The following is a 20,428-nucleotide window of genomic DNA, read 5'->3' on the forward strand; positions in this document are numbered from 1 at the left end:
GGGGGGAATGTCATGCTTATGTATGGGAATTTTACAGTAAAATGTGAAAGGATGTTCCATGCGTTCCGGGCGGTTCGCAGAGTGAGAAGGGCGCCCGAACCGTAGACGGATTATGTTCTTTTGATAAATTCGCAAATCATCGTGACAAATCAGGAAAAATCATTTACAATAAATGGAGAAAGGGCTTTCAGAGAGGGGATGCAGACTATGAATATCTACGATATTGCGGCGGAGGCGAAGACATCGATCTCCACCGTATCACGGGTACTGAATAATAAAGGGAATGTAAATCCGGAAATCAGACAGCGGGTGGAGGAGGTGCTTAAGAAGTACGACTATAAACCCAGCGCCATTGCGCGTGGGATGGTGTCGAAGACGATGAAGAGTATTGCGATTCTGACTGTGGATGTCAGGGTGACCCACTACGCCAGAATGGTTTACGTGATTGAACAGATTTTCAGCAATGAGGGGTATAATGTGACCGTCTGTAATACGGGCGGTTCGATCAGCGAATGCGGCCGGTATTTCGAGATCCTTTCCGAAAAACAGGTGGATGGAATTGTGCTGATCGGATCGGTCTTTAATGAGCTGATCCATTATCCGGAGATGACGGCCAGGATTAAGGGGATTCCTGTGGTGGTCGCCAATGGACAGGTGAAGCAGCCGGATTTCTATTCCGTTATGGTGGACGATATGAAAGGGATCCGCTCCGTCGTCGATTATCTCTATGAGAAAGGACACAGGGATCTGCTCTATCTCTATGACCTGGAGACGGAGAGCAGCCGGGCGAAATGTCAGGGATTTCTGGAAGCCATGAAGCTGCACGATATCGCCGGAGCCGAAAAGAATGTGGTGCACTGCCGGTACGGCCTGGAAGGCGGTCTAGAGGCGGCAGAGGAGATCTGCCAGCTCGGCATCCCGTTTACAGGGATTGTGTGCGGTGAAGATATTACCGCTATCGGGGTGATGAAGGGGCTGAAAAAGAAAGGCTTCCGGGTGCCCGAGGATATCGCGGTGACCGGCTGCAACAATTCTCCTGATTCTCTGATCTGTGAGCCGGAACTGACGACGCTGGATAATAAGCCTGAACTTCTGGGAGATATGTGCGCCCAGCTTTTAAAGGATGTTCTGGAAGGCCGGAAAGCCTTATCCAATGTGGCTATACAGCCAGAATTATTGATACGCGGGACTACACAGTGAGAAAACAGAATTGGGAAAACAGGATTGGGAAAACAGGATCGGGAAAACAGGATTGGGAAAACAGGATTGGGAAAATAGAATCGAGAAAACAGGATCGAGAAAACAGGATCGGGAAAACAGAATCAAAAAAAGGATCATAAAATTATGATTATGTAAAAACGCTTTCTCAATATAAAAGAGTTTATTTGGACACTAAAATCAAATGAACTCTTCTTTTTTTATGTTTAAACGTGAAAACGCTTTTACATAAATGCAAAACGATGTAACTTTTCAACAAAAAAACATACAGATAAATATGCATTATTAACTAAAATAAAGAGTTTATTACAAGGCATATTGACAAAACAGTCTCGAATGCTATAATGAAACTACAAGAAAGCGCTTTCTCAAAAACAGAGAATGAAATCTAAAAAGTAAAGAGCAGTAACGAAGACAGGACAGGTAATTGAGAAGAAAACAAGTTCTTCCGTCAGTCCCCCACCGGCGGAGGCCAGATTAAAGGAGAGAAAAATCATGAGAGTGCAGTATGAGGATTTATTAAAGAAGTTCCAGGGAATTTTGATGAGCAGAGGGTTTTCCGAGACTCATGCACTGGACGCGGCGACGGTGTTTGCAAAAAACAGTCTCGACGGTGTGTATTCCCACGGTGTAAACCGTTTTCCGAGAGTGGTCAGCTATCTGGACAAAGGAGAGATTGATCCGTCGGCTATTGCGACATGCGAATCGGCTATGGGAGCCATTGAGCGGTGGAACGGACACCGCGGATTCGGTCCGTTAAATGCAAAGCTTGCCATGGATCGTGCCTGTGAACTGGCGAAATTAAACGGTGTGGGCGTCGTGGCGCTGGGCAATAACAACCACTGGATGCGCGGCGGCAGCTACGGATGGCAGGCTGCTGACCAGGGATGCATCGGAATCTGCTGGTCCAATACCATGCCGAATATGCCGGCCTGGGGCGGTAAAGACAGAAAGATCGGCAACAATCCGCTCATTATGGCGATTCCGAGAAGCAGCGGTAAGCACGCGGTCATCGATTGTGCCGTATCCCAGTTCTCTTACGGCAAGATCGAGGAGGCGAGGCTGAAGGGCCAGCAGCTTCCGGTACCGGGCGGCTACGACACCAATGGAAATATCACCACGGATCCCGCGGAGATTGAAAAGACATGGAGAGTGCTTCCGATGGGCTACTGGAAGGGAAGCGGAATCTCGATTGCCCTGGATCTGATCGCAACGGTTTTAACCAGCGAGAATTCCGTTAAGAAGATCGGGACCTTCGGCGACGAGGTAGGCTTATCCCAGGTGATGATCGCCATGGATCCGTCTAAGTTTAACACGACTGAGGAAACAGACCGCATTGTGGATGAGATTCTGGCGGATATCAAGGCCTCGGAGCCTGCGGCAGAGGGCGGGGAGGTGTTCTACCCTGGCGAGCTGGAACTGAAGACGAGAGATGACAACACGAAGAACGGAATTCCGGTTATCGAAGAGGTGTGGGAGACGTTGAATTCTTTGGAACGCTAGAAGGGGTTACCCGGAAAGAATGGTAGAGAGGGAGAGAAAAATCAATGGAATATATCATAGGAATTCTGATTCTGGTATCATTTTTCGGCCTGGCATTCTATGCCGCGAAAGGCGGAAACTTAATGATGGGTATGCTGGTCATGGCAATTCTCTGGACCGTACTCCCCATGATCGGCAATACATTTCCGACGAATCCGGCATTTGTCACGGCAAATGCGGAGAACGTCGGTATCACATGGATCCAGGCATTCTCAAAAGTATTTCAGAGCGGCCCGGAAGGCTGGGGGACCGTTCTGGTCAACGTCGTTTTCGGCGCCTGGTTTGGACGCGTGCTCCTAGAGACGGGAATTGCCTCCACGTTGATTCGAAAGACTACGGAGCTGGGCGGCGATAAGCCGGCTGTTACCTGCATTCTCTTATGTATCGTGACCACGGCCATTTTCTCCTCTCTGTTCGGAGCCGGAGCGGTCGTGGCGATCGGTGTGATTATCCTTCCGATTCTGATGTCTCTTGGGATTCCGAAGGTGCTGTCGGTGGTATCCTTTATGCTGAGCATCGGAGCCGGCATGTTTTTAAATCCGGTCCTGTTTGGACAGTATACCGCATTTTTCCTCGACGCGGAGGGGAGAACCACCTATCCTTACGAAGAGTATGTTCGTTGGGGCGGAATTGCCCTGGCGGTTCAGCTGATTTTCACCATCTGCCTTGTGCTGTTCTGCATGAGAAAGAAAAAGACGGTTCACTCCTGGGCGGCCAGACGGCCAATCAGACAGAAAATGGATTTCGCCCCGGGCAAATCCCTTCTTACCCCGTTTATTCCGGTGTTCCTGCTGATCGTGTTCAAGGTTCCGATCATTATGGGCTTCCTGATCGGCGGTTTCTATGCGCTCTTTGTCTGCGGGAAGCTTAAGAATTTCCGTACGGCCTGCCGTACCTTTAATAAAGACTTTTTCGACGGAGTTGTCGATACCGCTCCGCTGGTGGGCTTCCTGCTCATGGTACCCATGTTTAACAAGGCGGCCGAACTGTGTATCCCGTATTTTAACGCGCTGCTGGGCAATGTAATTCCTCACAGCACCCTGTTTATCACCATTATTTTCTGTGCTCTGGCACCGCTCGGGCTGTTTCGCGGACCGTTTACCTTATACGGATGCGGCGCGGCCACACTGGGAATTTTAAAGGGAATCGGATTTTCCACCGCATTTCTGGCACCTCTCATGATTGCATCTACGACGGTCATGAACGTTTCCTGCTGTATCACGCAGTCCTGGATCGTATGGGGAATCAGCTATGCCAAGGTTTCTACCAGGGATTTCTTAAAGATGAGCGTCGTATGCGGCTGGATCATCTGCGTGATCTTACAGATTGTCACATTTGTGATGTTTGGTTGACGAAAAGGAGTAAACTATCATGGGAAAAAGATTAGTGAGAATGGGCATTGACGTAGGCGGAACCCATACAAAGGCGGTAGCCATTGACAATGCGACACATGAGATTATCGGAAAATCTTCCGTTAAGACGACGCATGACGATGTGAGTGGTGTGGCGGCCGGTGTTGTAGCCGCGTTTCAGAACTGCTTAAGGGAAAATGATATCGCTCCGGAGGACGTGATTTTCGTGGCACACAGCACCACCCAGGCTACCAACGCTCTGATTGAGGGCGATGTGGCGACTGTCGGAGTGGTCGGCATGGGGCCGAAGGGCATGGAGGGCGTTCTCTCCCGTGCTCAGACGAAGCTGAAGGATATCGATTTAGGATCCGGCAGAAAGATTGTTATCAAAAACCGGTATTTAAAGGATGACGAAGTGGATGAGGATACCGTGAGAAAGGCTGTGGAGGAATTAAAAGCGGAAGGCGCCCAGGTTATGGTTGCGTCGGATGCCTACGGCGTGGATGACATCGCGGGAGAGCAGTTCGTCTATGAGATTGCCCATGACGAGATGGGATTTGAGACGACACTGGCCTCCGACATCACGAAGCTTTACGGACTGACGAGGAGAACGAGAACGGCCGCAATCAACGCCAGTATTCTGCCGAAAATGCTAAACACTGCCAACAGCACCGAGAGCAGCGTCCGTGAGGCCGGCGTGGAGGTTCCGCTGATGATCATGCGCGGAGACGGCGGCGTTATGGAAATCAATGAGATGAAGAAGCGCCCGGTTCTGACCATGCTGTCGGGACCTGCCGCCAGCGTCATGGGATCGCTTATGTACTTGCGCGCCTCCAACGGAGTGTATTTTGAAGTGGGCGGTACGACGACCAATATCGGTGTCATTAAGAACGGGCGTCCCGCCATCGATTACTCCATCGTCGGCGGACACAGAACCTATATCAGTTCTCTGGATGTGCGCGTGCTCGGTGTGGCCGGGGGCAGCATGATCCGTGTGAACAAGACCGGGGTTCACGATGTGGGACCGCGTTCCGCTCATATTGCGGGGCTGGATTACGCGGTATTTACCGACGAGGATGAGATCGTGGAGCCGAAGCTGGAATTTTTCTCTCCCAAGGAGGGGGACCCGGATGACTATGTGGCGATCCGCTTAAAGAGCGGCAAACGGGTGACGATCACCAACAGCTGCGCGGCTAACGTACTGGGGCTGGTGACGGAGAAGGATTTCTCCCATGGAAATGTAAACGCAGCCAGAAAGGCGATGCAGCCGATCGCGGATTACTTAGGTGTTACGGTGGAAGATGTGGCGAGACAGATTCTTACCAGGGCGTACGAGAAGATTGAACCGATCATCCTGGATCTGGCGGCGAAATACCATTTGGAGCACGACCAGATTTCTCTGGTAGGAGTAGGCGGCGGCGCGACGTCACTGATCGGATTCTGTGCGGATAAAATGAATATCAAGTACAGCGTTCCGGAAAATGCGGAAGTCATTTCCTCGATCGGCGTAGCGCTGGCCATGGTTCGGGATGTGGTAGAACGCGTGGTTCCCAGTCCGACACCGGAGGACATCAGAAGCATCAAGCGCGAAGCTGTAGACAAGGCGGTGGAGAGCGGTGCGGCGCCGGATTCCGTGGAGGTCCACATCGAAATCGACCCTCAGACTTCCAAGCTTACCGCCATTGCGCTGGGCTCCACGGAGGTGAAGACTACCGACTTATTAAAAGAGTGCACGGAGGAAGAGGCGCGGACTCTGGCGGCGGAAGACTTGCGGGCCAATTCTGCCGATGTCCGGCTCGTCGGCCAGACGGCCAGCTTCTACGTTTATAATATGGAAGGAAAGGGCAGAAATCCGCTCCGCATTCTGGATAAGAAAGGATTTATCAAGGTCCAGAGAACAGACGGGGAAGTCGTTCTGGCAAAGGCGTCCTCATATCGGAGCATTGTATCGAAGATGTGGGAAGAGCTGGCCATATTCAAGGCGGATGCCATTCTGCGGCCGGATTACTATCTCTGTGTCGGCGCGCGGGTCATGGACTTTAACGGATCCGGAGAACTGGAACAGATTCTGATGTTGATGGATGTGGAAATGCAGATGATCGACTCTTCCGATGATATTATTATTGTCGGCGCGAAGAATCAGTTGTAGAATAGAAGAGAAAGAGCTGTTTCCGGTACAGGTAAGTGCTCCTGTTACAGGAAATGCCTCCCGCCAGGAGTACACTCCGGCGCAGAGTCCGGTGAGTCAGTACTGCATTCACTGGAACTTATGCAATGCAGTACTGGTCTCTGATATTATTTATATAGAAGAAAGGGGAGTGCGCTGTGGCTTTAAATGGTGCAAAACGTTTGGCGGACAGTCTGTTCGGAAAGGCTGAAATGCCTGATCTGGGTCTGGGAGATACGGGGAAGGTGCTTCCGCTCCGTCCGATGATGGAACGCCTTCTCTCACTGGACCGGGAAGCCTGGGGGCTTTACGCCTGGTCGAGAGAGCCGCTGGAGGGCAAATTTGACCGGGAGCAGAAGCTCCAGTACCAGAGAAAGGCGGAAGCCTGCGGGAGAGAAGAAGCGGCGCTGGCAGCGGCAGAAGCCGTATTGGAAGTGCCGGACAGTCTGGCAAAATCCGCAGCGGCCTCCATGAAGCTGCATGTGACGGCTCCCGATACACCTGTGGGCGGCGGCCAGGTTACCTTTGCACAGTATGTGGAACCGGACGAGGTGACCATTTTTATGGACGCGGTCGAAAAGGCGGAAGCACTGGCGGCCTCGGAAGGCCTCGCGGATCTCCTGGGAAATGTGAAGATTTTCGATATACTTCTGGCCCATGAGATATTCCATGCGGTGGAGTTCAAGAAGGAGAATACCATCTATACGAAGACGGAGAGAGTGGAGCTGTGGCGGAAACCATTTTCCAATAAGTCCCGTCTCGTCTGTCTCGGCGAGATGGCCGGTATGGCGTTTGCAGAGGAACTGCTTAAGCTTCCGTTTTCTCCCTACGTGCTCGATGTTCTTCTGATGTATGGATATCATGGGGCAGCGGCTACGGCTCTTTTTGAGGAAATCATGGAAATCGCCGGAGAGAACGGCGGGAAAGTTGAGGAAGAGACATGCTGACAAGTAATTTGAAGGTAGTGGAGAAATACGACTATCTGACTGAGAAATTCCGCAGGGGCTATGAATTTTTACGGACTACAGATCTGAAGGCGCTGGCCGTTGGAAGAGTGGATATTGACGGCGATGACATTTACGCCAGCGTTCAGGAATACACTTCTCTGAAGGCGGATACGTGTAAGTTCGAAGCGCACAACCGATATTTCGATATCCAGTATGTGGTGGAAGGCGAGGAACAGTTCGGCTATGCGAAACGTGAGAATCTGACGGAAGAGGCTCCTTATGATGAGACGAATGACATCGTGTTTTTCTGCGAACCCGAGGAAGCGGGCACGGTCCTGTTAAAGGCGGGAGACTGCATCGTTGTGGCTCCGGAGGACGCACATAAGCCGAGATGCCAGGCAAAAGAGGCATGCTATGTGAAGAAGATTGTGATTAAGGTCAGAGTGTAGATGAAGATGTGAGAAACAACATACAGAAGACTGCCTGCCGTCGGTGAAATACCGGTGCAGGCAGTCTTCTGTATGTTGCTTTTCCGGGGCCTGCGTACTGCGCGCTAAAGAAATATGGCCGCTGAAGCGACCGCACTCGGGCGTGCGAGTCTGGCAAGCCGGACTCTTTGCTCTATAAACGATGCAGATTTATCAACATTGATTTTACCACCCTGATGTGATACTATTTTCTCAGACAGACACAGCATTTGGGCGGTTTCAGCCGCCGGAAGGGAGCTGGAGGTGGAGGGTGTGAAAATGGGGGCGGCCAGCCGGATCACCTGGCGGCCGGGAACCGGTAAAACGGGGATTCCGGAAACGGAAAATGGACTGCCGTATCCTATGGGAAGTCAGGGCGCGGCTGAGGTAAGAGGCGGTAAGAGCATCACGTACGGCGGAAACGCGGCGAAAGAGGCAGTCCGGGCCGGAACTTCTGACACGGTGGCGTTTGGGGCCGAGGACAGAGGGCCGGTTTCGGAAGAAGCGGTGCTTGACTATCTGCGTGTTCTGGAAAAAGATTATCCGGGTGTGACGATTCTGATCCGGGACCGGGAGGAGGTCCGCGACTTAAAACAGTTGGCGGCTTCGCTGGGAAAAGGGCGTTTTCTGGTCGTCACCACGGATTTCCTGAAGCGGATGGGGCGGGATGCCGGAGAATATGAACGATGTAAGGCTGTTCTTAAGGAGACGGTGCGCGGACTGGCGATGGGCGGAAGCGCCAACGCGAGCGAGGGCGCGTGTTTAGACGCAGCCGGTAAAAAGACGTGGGCAGCGCCGGCAGCAGGAAAGCAGAAGTCCGGTCAGAAAGATGGCACATCAGGCCTTACCGGCTTTCCGGGCAGTCGGGAAAAGCAGAAGCTGGAATCAGAAATAAATGTAAAAAAGGCCTCAGTAAGTTCCTATGCGACCAGCGGTCATTATGGGAGCCTTGCCAGAGCGGGGACAAAGGGCCAGGTACAGAAGGTGCTGGGAGACGTTCACCGGAGCATCGGAAATCTAAGGCTGGCAGCCTGCTTCGGAGACGAGGAGGAGAGGACGAAGGCCGACAGGGCGATCCGCTCTCTCCAGAAGCTTCTGGCAAGAGGAAGCAGAAAGATCCGGCGGCTGGACCGGGAAAGCAGCCTGAAGCTTCAAAAGAAGCATGCGGAGAAGGCACGAAAGGAAAAGAAGGTTCTGCAGATCAGGCTGGAGATGAAGAAGAGAAGGGCCGCCCGGTATGGGGCCGATTACAGTCTTGTACGGGAAGGCCTTGCAGACACCTGCTATATTCTGGGGACGGGTAAGCACCGGAGCTGGGAAGAGGAGCGGGCGGCGCAGGAGATTCCGGGAGCCGGTGGGATCGGAGACGGTATGGGTTCCATGGGTGGTGACGGAGGCGGAGAGGGAGCCATCGACGCTTCTGACGTGGTCATTTCGGATGGAGGTTCGTTTTAACAACGAACCTTTTTTTCTGTCATCACGCGGGAGAGTACTGTTTTGTATCTTTATTTTGCGTTGACTAAGCTGTACGTATATGTTAAAATACATACAGGAGTTATATGGTTTTGGTTCGCTGTGGATTCTTGATTCGAATAAAGTGAGGTTAATTATGGAGAGTAAATACAAACATCTTTACAACCAGCTGCAGGCTCAGATTGAAAAGCGGGAATACAAGGCAGGGGACAAGCTTCCTTCCGAAGGCGATTTGATGGAATTGTACGGCGCGTCCCGCGATACGGTCAGGAAGGCGCTGGATCTGCTGGTACAGGACGGATTTATCAGAAAGGCGAAGGGAAAGCCTGCGGTCGTTCTGGACAAGAATAAATTTAACTTCCCAGTGTCGGAGATCGCCAGCTTTAAGGAGATATACCGTTTCTCCGATTCGAGGCCAAAAACGTACGTGGAAAATTTAGAGATCGTCAAGAATGACCCGAAGCTGATGGAGGCCCTGCAGATCGGCCCCGAGGACGAGGCGTTTGTTCTGGAGCGGGTCAGGGAGATAGAGGGGGAAAAGATCATTATCGATAAGGATTATTTCTCCAGGAAGGTGGTGGATAATCTTCCGCTTCGGGCGGCCCAGGATTCCGTCTATGAGTATCTGGAGCAGGAGGTGGGCTTAAAGATCGGTTTCGCCATGAAGGAGATTACGGTACAGATGGCGGGAGATGAGGACCGCCACCTTCTGGATATGAAGAACTACGATATGATCGTTGTGGTGAAGAGCTATACGTATCTGGAAGATTCCACGCTGTTCCAGTTTACGGAGTCCCGCCACCGCCCGGATAAGTTTAAGTTTGTGGACTTTGCGAGGCGAAAGCTGTAAATAATGTTATGTGGTGGAAGATACGCGGACTTCTGCATAGGGGATCGAGGAAAAGGGAGAGCGGGCGGCAGGAAGAGAAAGGTTCAGGGATTCCGAGGGGGTGGGACTAAGGGCGAACAGCCCCCTCCGCAGGGGTTCCGGTCAATTCGACCGAACGCCTGATGCGTTCGCTCTCAGTGCCCGCAAAATCGCGTCCTGAAAACGCGATTTTGCCCCTGCTCCGACGGCTGTTCGCCCTAAGTCCCACCGACCTCTGCATCATTCACCTTTCCCTCCCTGCCGCCCACTCTCCCTTTTCCGGCCAGACTGTGAAAAAGTCCGCTGAGTACTGGCCCCACAAGGGGGGAAAGATATAATTGGCCATACGTTATGTTATGGTCTTTCTTCTTACAGAGCCAATATACAGCCAAAGAGTTTGAGGAGAGCAGGAAGGGGACGGAGGCTGACGAACAAACGGTTTCCTTTTCCGAGGTTCGCAGGAAGTTAAGCGGGAAGGCAGGAAAAAGGGGTGGTGAAATCTGGCCTCAAAGCCAGATTTCAAGTGGACACGGAGGAGAAGTCCTTCAGGAGTTCTCCGTAGTTTGCACGATCTGCCCCTTTTTCCTGCCTTCCCGCTTTACTTCCTGCCACCGAGGAAACAAGAAACCGTTTGTTCGTCAGCCTCCGTCCCCTTCCTGCTCTCCTCAAGCTCTTTGGCGCAGCATTCGCCAAACCACTATCTGCCGGTGGATTTTTTTATTTATTTTTCCAAACATGTTGACAAGCATATACGTATATGTTATATTGAATTCACAAGATAAACATACAAGAAGAGAAAAATAAAAAACGTGTATGAAAAGGAGAATGGTTATGGGGAAGTATTCGGATGACGCAAAGAAGCTTCTGGAATATGTCGGCGGAAAACAGAATATCTCGGCAGTCACACACTGTATGACCAGGATGCGTTTTGTTCTGGCCGATCCTGAGAAAGCCGATGTGGCGAAGATCGAAGCGCTGAAGAGTGTAAAGGGGACGTTTACACAGGCGGGACAGTTCCAGGTGATTATTGGTAATGATGTTTCGGTGTTTTACAATGAGTTTACCTCCGTATCCGGGATTGAAGGAGTTTCCAAGGAGGAAGTGAAGCAGGAAGCGAAAGGGAACATGAATCCGGTTCAGAAGGCGGTAGCCAATATCGCAGAGATATTCGCACCTCTGATTCCGGCTATCATCGTCGGTGGTCTGATTCTGGGATTCCGGAACATCATCGGTGAGATTCAGTTTATGAACGGCGGGACAGAGACTCTGATCGAGGTGTCTCAGTTCTGGGCGGGAGTACACAGCTTCCTGTGGCTGATCGGTGAGGCGATATTCCATTTCCTGCCGGTAGGCATCACGTGGTCGGTGACGAAGAAGATGGGCACGACTCAGATTCTGGGTATTGTACTCGGTCTGACATTGGTGTCCCCGCAGCTGTTAAACGCCTATGCCATGGCTCCCGGCGTGGAAGTTCCGGTATGGAATTTTGGATTTTTCACCATGCAGATGGTCGGCTATCAGGCACAGGTGATTCCGGCAATTCTGGCTGGATTCGTGCTGGTTTATTTAGAGAAGTTCTTTAAGAAGATTACGCCCCAGGCGATTTCCATGATCGTGGTGCCGTTCTTATCACTGGTGCTGGCCGTGATCGCGGCTCACGCGGTTCTGGGCCCTGTGGGCTAGGCCGTGGGTTCCTGGGTCTCAAAGGTGGTTTACGCAGGGCTTACCTCAAGCTTCCGCTGGTTATTCGCTACCGTATTCGGTTTTATCTACGCACCGCTCGTAATCACCGGTCTTCACCATATGACCAATGCCATCGATTTGCAGCTGATGGCGGAGTTTGGAGGCACCATGCTGTGGCCGATGATCGCTTTATCCAACATTGCACAGGGATCTGCAGTACTCGGCATGATCTATTTACAGAAGCATAACGAAGAGGCGAAGCAGATATCCATTCCGGCATGTATTTCCTGTTATCTGGGTGTCACGGAGCCGGCGATCTTCGGTGTCAACTTAAAGAGGGGATTTCCATTTATCTCCGCCATGATCGGTTCCGCGATTGCGGCCACCGTATCCGTGGGAAGTAACGTTATGGCGAATTCCATCGGCGTAGGCGGAATTCCCGGAATCCTGTCCATTCAGCCGCAGTATATGGGAAGATTTGCTGTCTGCATGCTGATTACCATGGTGGTACCATTTGTTCTGACGGTAGTAGTCGGTAAGAAAAAAGACGTTCGGTAAATAAGTGGAGGAGAATATGAAAGACTTCAGGAAATCGTGTGTATATCAGATCTATCCAAAGTCCTTCCGGGACACGACTGGTAATGGCGTCGGTGACTTAAACGGAGTCACGGAGAAGCTGGACTACTTAAAGAAACTGGGAGTCGATTATCTGTGGCTTACGCCCTTCTTCGTCTCGCCGCAGAATGACAATGGATACGATATTGCGGACTATTACCACATTGACCCGCTGTTCGGCACCATGGAAGACCTGGACCGCCTCATTAAAGAGGCGGCTGACCGGGGCATGGGACTGATGTTTGACATGGTGTTCAACCATACCTCGACCCAGCACGAGTGGTTTGCCCGGGCGCTTAAGGGAGAGAAGGAGTACCAGGACTACTATATTTTCCGGAAAGGAAAAAAGGGGTTTCTCCCCACCAACTGGCAGTCCAAGTTCGGCGGCAGTGCCTGGGAGTACGTGGAGGAGCTGGGGCAGTATTACCTTCATCTGTTTGACCGGACGCAGGCGGACTTAAACTGGGAGAATCCGAAGGTGCGGGAAGAGATCCGCAGGGTTCTTCTCTTCTGGAAGAAGAAGGGAATCCGTGGTTTTCGTTTCGATGTCATCAATCTGATCTCCAAGCCCGCGTACTTTGAGGATGACGACGAGGGAGACGGCCGCAGATTCTATACTGACGGCCCCCGGGTGCATGAGTATTTAAAAGAGATGGTGAAGGAGACCGGCCTGTACGAGGACGATATCATCACTGTGGGTGAGATGTCCTCCACCACAATCTATCACTGTATCCAGTATACCAACCCGCAGGAACAGCAGCTGAAGATGTGCTTTAATTTCCACCATCTGAAGGTAGACTATAAAAATGGGGACAAATGGTCTCTGATGCCCTATGATTTCATGGGCCTGAAAAAGATTTTTCACACCTGGCAGACCGGTATGGCCGAGGGCAGCGGATGGAACGCCGTGTTCTGGTGCAACCACGACCAGCCGAGGGCGGTATCACGGTTCGGGGACGAAGCGAGATACCGGAAGCAGTCGGCCAAGATGCTGGCGACGGCCATCCACGGCATGAGGGGAACGCCCTATATCTACCAGGGGGAGGAACTGGGCATGACTAACGCCGGTTTTACCTCCACCGATCAGTACCGTGATGTGGAAAGCCTGCATTATTTCGATATTCTGAAGGAAAGCGGAATGGAGGAAGCCCGGATTTACGAGGTGCTGCGCCAGCGGTCCCGCGACAACAGCCGGACTCCCATGCAGTGGAGCGATCAGGAGTATGCCGGCTTTACAAACGGCGTGCCCTGGATCGAAGTCAACCGGAACTATAAAGAAATCAATGCGGGAGAATGCCTGGAAGACAGCGATTCCATTTTTTACTACTATCAGAAGCTGGTCGGCTTGAGGAAAGAGTACGACGTCATCAGCGAAGGCGGGTACGAACCGGTACTGGAGGATCATGAGGCAGTATTTGCCTACAAAAGGACGTACGGCGGTGATACGCTGCTGGTCCTGACTAATTTTACCGACAGAAGCCAGTCCATAGCGGCGGCAGATTTAAAGCTTCCGGATGAGGACCTGACGAAATTCAGAACGCTGATTGCCAACGATGGGGCAGAGAGGGAGAGCAAGAAGATCCGGCTTTCTCCATATGGAGCCATTATGCTGATCAGAGAGTGATACGGAACGCTTTTTAGGAAGATAAATGGATCATATAAAAAACAGCAGGGCAGCACCGAAGAAACTGATAATCCCTTTTTACAAACCGGAATTATCAGTTTCTTCGGTGCTGCCCTGCTGTTTTTTATTTTGCCTAAATACCCAAGGTATGATCGAGCAGTATTTTTACCCCCATAATCACCAGGATCAGCCCGCCTGCAAACTCGGCTTTGGACTTATACCTGGTGCCGAAGACATTGCCGACCTTGACGCCGATGATGGAGAGGACAAAGGTGGTGGAGCCGATGAAGGAGACGGCCGGAACGATGCGTACCTGCAGGAAGGCGAAGGTGACGCCGACGGCCAGCGCATCGATGCTGGTGGCGATGGCAAGCAGAATCATATTGCCTGGCGCCACGGAGCAGTCCACGCATTCCTCCTCCTTATTCAGGGACTCCCGGATCATGTTGAATCCGATGATGCCCAGAAGGATAAATGCGATCCAGTGGTCGATGGAAGTGATGGCCTCTTTAAACTGAGATCCCAATATGTAACCGAAAAGCGGCATGCCCGCCTGGAAACCGCCGAAATAAAGTCCGACGATGACTGCGTTTTTCCAGCTCATCCTCTGCATGGAGAGTCCCTTACAGATAGAAACGGCGAAGGCGTCCATAGAAAGGCCCACCGCGATAATGAACAGCTCAATTAATGACATGTGATATTCCTCCTGCGTATAAGCATAATAAGTATATGATGCGGGGAACAAAAAAAGACTTATCTGCAGGCAGCGAAAAACCCGCAGATAAGTCTCATCTTTTTTGCATAAAAGCAAGTTAAGCAGGACCAGATAGACAGACGCTATCAGTATGTTGACCCTGCTGCACGCCGCATCCCTGACCCGTGGGAGGCGTGCTGACTACTCCCTCATCTTCCGTTTATTCTAATGGATTTTACTGGGTATGTCAAGCGCAAAACATCAAAGCTTACCGAAGCTCCGGCCAGAATTCCTTATTAGCCTCAATCATCTCATCCAGAATGGCTTTTGCCACCGTAGCCGACGGCACCGTTTTATTCATGGAAAAGGCTTTCCATACCTTTTCATAGGAGCCCTCGATGCCTCCGGCGACCAGAAGCTTTTCCGATGCCAGTTGCTGCTCCATCAGTCCCTTATAGTAGTCGCCGATGGGCCCCTGACAGATTACCTCCGGACCATTTTTACCGATATAGGCAGGAACCTCGACCATGGCATCTGGTGCGATATTCTCGATGGCCCCGTTATTCTGTACAATCACGATGAATTTCTTCTTTGTGTCATTTTTAAGAGCCATGGCGAGATCCGCGATGTAGTTGCCGTGGGCGCCGTGGTAGAATGCCTTTGCAGTCACCTCTCCGGTCTTGATATAGTGGTCAATTCCCTCAAACAGATCCTTTTCTCTGGAGTCCATTACCTCATTGGCTCTCGTATACTCCGGATTGGATTCTTCCACCACATCCTTGGACAGCAGATAGTACTGCAGATACGTATTGGGCAGATACTCCGGATTCGACTGCAGGACCTTATACACATTATTCCAGGTATGGATCCAGGAGGCGTTTAAATGGCGTTCTCCCACGCGGTCGTGTTCCTTAAGCTTCTCCAGCACATCCGGCGGCAGAAGCGTCTTGTTCTTCATAACGTATTCGGTAATTTCCGCCTTTAAATCTCTGCCCTGATACGTGATATCCGTAAACCAGCCGAAATGATTCAGCCCGAAATAATTGACATCAAAGTCTGTAAAATTCGGAATATCTAAACATCTACCCACCATCTCCAGGATTGCAATCGGCATATCACAGATGTTGATGATCCTTGCATGGGGGCGCAGTGCCCGGCACGCTTCCGATACCACAGCCGCCGGATTGGAGTAGTTTAAGATCCAATGGTCGGGGGCCGCATACTTCTCCACGTCATCAATCACCTGAATCATGGGAAACAGCGTGCGCAGGCCGTAGGCCAGTCCGCCGCAGCCACAGGTCTCCTGTCCCACACAGCCGTGACGCAGCGGGATCTTCTCATCCTTTTCTCTCATGGCGTATTTCCCTACGCGCATCTGGGCAAAGATAAAGCTGGAATTCTCGTACGCCGTCTTTTTGTCCGTCGTTACCGTCAGGCGAATCGGAGATTTCATATCCTTTAAGATCCAGTCTACCACCAGACTCACCTTATACTGGCGCTCTTCATCAATATCAAACAGCCGTACTTCCTCTACCTCCAGTTCCTTCTGTCTTAAAGCAATGGATTTTACGATTCCCGGTGTAAAGGTGCTGCCTCCGCCTACAATTGTGATTATCATATTATTTCCTCTCTTTCTGCGGCCATGCCGCTCCATGAATGTTCTGTATTCTACATGCGCTCCAGCATATCCTCCACCTGGCTTTTTACAGCCGGTACCTGCATACCGAATACGATTTGTATATCAGTGCCGTTTTTCTTGATTCCGCTGTTTTTCATGGTATTGATCAGGTCATCCCTGATTAAGCTGCCATCCTTTACCACCACCCGCAGGCGTGTAAAACAATTGTCCAGCGACTCGATATTCGCCTTGCCGCCAAGTCCTTCTATTAACGTCCGAATGGGTTCATCCTTTGACTGGCTGGCCGCCGCATCGCCGCTGCCTGCCGAATCGCCGCTGGCCGCCGAATCGCCGCTGCCCGCGTCCTCTGCTATAAGCTCTCTTCCCGGCGTCTTAAGGTTCAGTTTCTTAATCAGAAAAACGAAAAGGAAATAGTATCCGACTGCGGTCACCGCTCCCAGAAGAAGAAGCAGCGGCCAGTTGGTCTTCTCCACACCCAGGGCCAGATTGGAGATCATAATGTTGACGATGCCGCCGCTGGTGGAGGCCGGAATGCTGAGGACCTTTAACAGCACCAGCATGCCGCCGCTGATCAGGGAGTGAACGACAAAGAGCAGGGGCGCTGCAAAGACGAACAGGAAATCCATCGGTTCTGTAATTGCCGATAAAATGGCCGCCAGCATAAGCGGGAACATGACTGCTTTTGTATTCTCCCGGTTTTCCTTTCTCGCGGTCGTGATAAAGGCCAGGCCGATTCCGATATACGGGAATAGATTATTAAATGTGTAGCTGTTATAATAGGTGGACGGTGAAAATGGTACTCCCGGCATGTTCATCTCCGCCACACGGATCGGATAAGCGCCGGAGATGATCTGGTCTCCAAGCACCAGGGTTCCGCCCACATCGGTAAACTGGAACGGTGCGTACACAAGATGGTGAAGTCCCGTAGGCACCAGAAGCTTGTTAAGCAGGCCGTATATGTAAAGTCCCACATTGCCGCTGCTCTTGATTAAATCGGTCAGAGCCGAGATCCCCCGCTGAACCACCGGCCATACGTAGGACGCGCCGAAGCCCAGAAACAGGGAAAGAAGGATCAGAAGGAAAAATGGAAATCTTACCCCAGAGAACATGGAGAAATACCCCTTAAACTGTTTCTCTCCGTACTTATTAAATACATATCCTGTCAGGCAGCCCAATGTGATGCCGCTGAATACACCCATATCCAGCACCTGGATGCCCAGAACGGTAGACTGCCCCGTACCGTATAATCCCAGCGGCCCCATCTCTGCCAGCCTGCCGATAAAAGACAGCGTGATGTTATTGGCATTTAAGAACAGAAAATAGGACATCAGGGCGATCAGCGACGCATGGCCCTTGTTCTTTTTCGCCAGTGCTCCCGCGATACCGACACAGAATATTACGCTCAAATTGTTGATCAAAAACATCAGACAATTATAAATCAGCTTTCCCACCAGCTGAAACGGCGCTGCCTGTAAAAAAGGAATCTTCGCTGTGATTGAACCGTTTGTCAGGAGAATTCCGAGAATCAGCACCGTACCGGCAACCGATAAATACATGAGTGGCTGGACAATGGCCTTGGAAAACCGTTCCAGCGCACTTTTCATTTTTTCTTTCATATTCATTTTCTGCGCGCAGAGCGCGCAACCCCTTTCTAATGGACTGATAGTGTGTTGATAATGTGATAAACGAGGAATCCCTTTTCCGCATTTGTCATATCCTTGTGGTACGTCTTTTTCACGTAGTCACCGATTTTCTCCGCACAGCCATACGCCACCGGATACTGGCTTCTGCCGAGTGTGAAGAGAAATTCATCCGCAGACTGGACGCTGCCTTCTCCCAGCACCCGCCTGGCGAAAAACTGCAGATGGCGGACAAAACGGTCGTACGGAATGGAGGTTTCGTCCAGATTCACATCGAAATATTCCGATACGATTTGAAGGATATCGCGCACCATTTGGATACTCTGAATCGTGCAGCTGGCCCTCTGATCCATGGAGGCGTTGACGATGTGAAGGGCAATAAAGCCCATCTCCTCCTCCGAGATCCGAATCCCCATCTTCTTCCAGATGATCTCTCCGGCCTTCCTGGCCAGCATGAACTCCTCTTTATAGAACTGCCGTATCTCCAGAAGCAGCGGATTTTCGCAGATCACGTGATTCTTTTCCCGTTCCAGCGACATGCTGATATGATCGGTCAGCGTAATATACAGATCCTCGCTGATTTTCAAATCGGAGTCGCGGCGGATCATCTCAACCACTTCCTCCGATATGGATAAATAGACGGAAGGGATGTCCTTGACCAGCTTTTCCAGCCTTGTCATCACTCCGGAGTCCTCCAGGGTAAAGATCTTTTCCACCTTTTCCTGTTCAATGGAATCCCCGGGCTTCTTCTGAAAGGCCAGCCCTTTTCCTATGGCAATCATCTCAGGCCCGTCGGCCCCGTTCACTGCCACCACAACATTATTGTTATAAATTCTCTTGATTTCCATGACGTCTCACTCTCCCTCTCCAACAAAAAGACACGGTTACAGCCACAGAATTTTCTCTCCCGCCGTCACGGTTCCCGGCGGCGCCTTATGAACCTCTCCAAACTGTTCGCCGTTTGATACCAGCATCATTGTTACCGTATCATAGCCTGCCCCTTTCAGTACTTCAATATCAAAGTTTACCAGCAGCTGCCCCTTCTTAACCGTATCATCCTGCTTCACATGAACTGTAAATCCCTTTCCGTTTAAGGCTACCGTGTCGATTCCGATATGGATCAGCAGCTCGACCCCGTCCTTCGTCTTAATCCCCAGCGCGTGGCCGGTTGGAAAGAGTGCCACGATTGTTCCGTCTGCCGGTGCATACAGACTGCCGTCTGTCGGAATGACCGCCACTCCATCCCCCAGCGATTTTTCCGCAAACACCGCATCGCTGACTGTCTCCAATGGTACGAGTTCACCGCTTACCGGGCTGAACGCCGCCTTCTCCTGTACCTCCTGTTTCTTCCAGCTTTTAAATAATCCCATGCTTTCCTCCTTTTCTGAAAACAAAAACAGGCTTAACCAAAATCTTAAAAGCACATACGTGTGCTTCTAAAGATCTTGGTTAAGCCTGTTTTCACAGTAACATTCCTTGTTTCTTTATAGCGCGATTATAACAAAACAAAAATGCATTGTCAACTGTTTTGTTCTCTATTCCAGCGGCTGTATGTAGAAATTTCCCACAACGTCGCTGGAGTTTATGACATTGACAAAGGTATCGGGGTACTGCTCACGGATGCGTTTCTTCATCTTTTTCACGTCGCCGTCGGAGAGGACGGTGTAGAGAAGATACTTTTTGTTGGCCGAGTAGGAACCGAAGCCCTTTAAGATGGTGCTGCTGTGGTTGGTCAGCTCCATCAAATCCGCAGACACGGCGGCCGGATTGTCTGTGACGATGAGCAGCGTCTTTTTCTTGTATTTCTTATAAAGCGTGTTGATCACCTGCGTGTTGCAGAACTGGTAGATGATGGAGTACAGTGCGATATCCATGCCGAAGATGGCTCCGGAAATGAGGATGATAACAGCGCTGAACAGCAGCATATAGTTGAAGGTGGATATCTTATATTTGGTGGAGAGGGACATGGCGATAAAATCCGTTCCGCCTCCGCTGGCCCGGTTGTTCAGGATGAGGCTCATGCCCAGGCCGTTGATGATTCCGCCGAATACGGAGATGAGAAGAAGGTCTCCGGTGATGGGGATGACAGGCAGCTGGTCGACCAGGATCGACACGGTCAGGAGGCTCACACAGGACAGAATCGTAAACTTTTTCCCGACAATGCGGTAGGCAAATACAGCCGGGATGGCGTTGAAAACCACGTTTAAGAAGGTGAAGGAGATCTTCACGTCAAAAAAGGCCAGCCCCACCCTCTGAATCAGCTTGGCGAGTCCGGAGAAACCGCCCGGGACCAGCTTCCCCTGTTCGACGAAGGTGTTTAAATTCACCGCTACGATGACACTTCCGAAAAGGATAAAAAAGATGGAGACAGCGTCGCGGAGCCGCTTATCCTTTTCTGCCTTTTCCGCATTCTTTTTGTATAAATCGGAAACATCCTGTTTTTCTGCCATTGGGACCCTCCTTTTTCCGGCAAAGACTTAACACATACTACCATTTCCC

Annotated in this window: 15 protein-coding genes and 1 pseudogene; 10 read left to right on the forward strand and 6 right to left on the reverse strand. The window is 51.1% G+C overall.

Annotated features, from left to right (window positions below):
- Nucleotides 1-207: 207 nt before the first annotated feature.
- The 10 genes and pseudogenes from H8S80_RS11205 (at nucleotide 208) to treC (ending at nucleotide 13,956) form a co-directional block, all read left to right on the forward strand.
- The gene (locus H8S80_RS11205; protein ID WP_038258855.1) at nucleotides 208-1,200 is read left to right on the forward strand and encodes a LacI family DNA-binding transcriptional regulator; all 993 of its coding nucleotides are present in this window, start codon (nucleotides 208-210) and stop codon (nucleotides 1,198-1,200) included.
- 513 nt (nucleotides 1,201-1,713) lie between these two features.
- Complete coding sequence (gene yiaK, locus H8S80_RS11210; RefSeq protein WP_002604501.1) at nucleotides 1,714-2,721, forward strand: 3-dehydro-L-gulonate 2-dehydrogenase; 1,008 nt, start codon at nucleotides 1,714-1,716, stop codon at nucleotides 2,719-2,721.
- A gap of 44 nt (nucleotides 2,722-2,765) precedes the next feature.
- On the forward strand, nucleotides 2,766-4,112 hold the full coding sequence (locus H8S80_RS11215) for a citrate transporter (protein WP_117633680.1): 1,347 nt from the start codon (nucleotides 2,766-2,768) through the stop codon (nucleotides 4,110-4,112).
- Nucleotides 4,113-4,131: 19 nt separating this feature from the next.
- Nucleotides 4,132-6,261: a hydantoinase/oxoprolinase family protein gene (locus tag H8S80_RS11220; RefSeq protein WP_117633679.1), complete on the forward strand. Its 2,130-nt coding sequence runs from the start codon at nucleotides 4,132-4,134 to the stop codon at nucleotides 6,259-6,261.
- Nucleotides 6,262-6,437: 176 nt separating this feature from the next.
- Complete coding sequence (locus H8S80_RS11225) at nucleotides 6,438-7,226, forward strand: hypothetical protein (RefSeq protein ID WP_117633678.1); 789 nt, start codon at nucleotides 6,438-6,440, stop codon at nucleotides 7,224-7,226.
- Nucleotides 7,220-7,675, forward strand: coding sequence for a NanQ anomerase/TabA/YiaL family protein (locus H8S80_RS11230; RefSeq protein WP_117633677.1), 456 nt, complete (start codon nucleotides 7,220-7,222; stop codon nucleotides 7,673-7,675). Before H8S80_RS11225 ends, H8S80_RS11230 begins: the two co-directional genes overlap by 7 nt.
- Before the next feature lie 282 nt (nucleotides 7,676-7,957).
- A complete protein-coding gene (locus H8S80_RS11235; protein WP_243008053.1) occupies nucleotides 7,958-9,148 on the forward strand; it encodes a hypothetical protein in 1,191 nt (396 codons plus the stop codon).
- A 154-nt stretch (nucleotides 9,149-9,302) separates the two neighbouring features.
- Nucleotides 9,303-10,016 (forward strand): trehalose operon repressor, encoded by a 714-nt coding sequence (gene treR, locus H8S80_RS11240; protein ID WP_117633675.1) that lies wholly within the window; start codon nucleotides 9,303-9,305, stop codon nucleotides 10,014-10,016.
- 849 nt (nucleotides 10,017-10,865) lie between these two features.
- Nucleotides 10,866-12,269, forward strand: a pseudogene (gene treP, locus H8S80_RS11245) (PTS system trehalose-specific EIIBC component); the annotation flags it as partial.
- A 22-nt stretch (nucleotides 12,270-12,291) separates the two neighbouring features.
- Nucleotides 12,292-13,956: an alpha,alpha-phosphotrehalase gene (gene treC / locus H8S80_RS11250; protein ID WP_117633737.1), complete on the forward strand. Its 1,665-nt coding sequence runs from the start codon at nucleotides 12,292-12,294 to the stop codon at nucleotides 13,954-13,956.
- Nucleotides 13,957-14,089: 133 nt separating this feature from the next.
- Here treC and H8S80_RS11255 read toward each other — a convergent pair whose 3' ends face one another.
- From H8S80_RS11255 to H8S80_RS11280, 6 genes are all read right to left on the reverse strand, one after another.
- On the reverse strand, nucleotides 14,090-14,650 hold the full coding sequence (locus H8S80_RS11255; protein WP_002604492.1) for a manganese efflux pump MntP: 561 nt from the start codon (nucleotides 14,648-14,650) through the stop codon (nucleotides 14,090-14,092).
- 268 nt (nucleotides 14,651-14,918) lie between these two features.
- Nucleotides 14,919-16,268, reverse strand: a complete 1,350-nt coding sequence (locus tag H8S80_RS11260) for a family 4 glycosyl hydrolase (protein ID WP_029467638.1) — start codon at nucleotides 16,266-16,268, stop codon at nucleotides 14,919-14,921.
- Nucleotides 16,269-16,318: 50 nt separating this feature from the next.
- Nucleotides 16,319-17,905, reverse strand: coding sequence for a PTS transporter subunit EIIC (locus H8S80_RS11265; RefSeq protein WP_243008060.1), 1,587 nt, complete (start codon nucleotides 17,903-17,905; stop codon nucleotides 16,319-16,321).
- Nucleotides 17,906-17,940: 35 nt separating this feature from the next.
- Nucleotides 17,941-18,777 carry a BglG family transcription antiterminator LicT gene (gene licT / locus H8S80_RS11270; protein WP_025530292.1) on the reverse strand — a complete coding sequence of 279 codons (837 nt, stop codon included), beginning with the start codon at nucleotides 18,775-18,777 and terminating at the stop codon, nucleotides 17,941-17,943.
- A gap of 36 nt (nucleotides 18,778-18,813) precedes the next feature.
- Nucleotides 18,814-19,299 (reverse strand): PTS sugar transporter subunit IIA, encoded by a 486-nt coding sequence (locus H8S80_RS11275; RefSeq protein ID WP_117633735.1) that lies wholly within the window; start codon nucleotides 19,297-19,299, stop codon nucleotides 18,814-18,816.
- A 165-nt stretch (nucleotides 19,300-19,464) separates the two neighbouring features.
- Entirely contained in the window at nucleotides 19,465-20,379 is a 915-nt protein-coding gene (locus tag H8S80_RS11280; protein WP_002602100.1) for a YitT family protein, read from the reverse strand.
- Between the last annotated feature and the right edge of the window lie 49 nt (nucleotides 20,380-20,428).

The sequence above is a fragment of the Hungatella sp. L36 genome, from assembly GCF_014288035.1.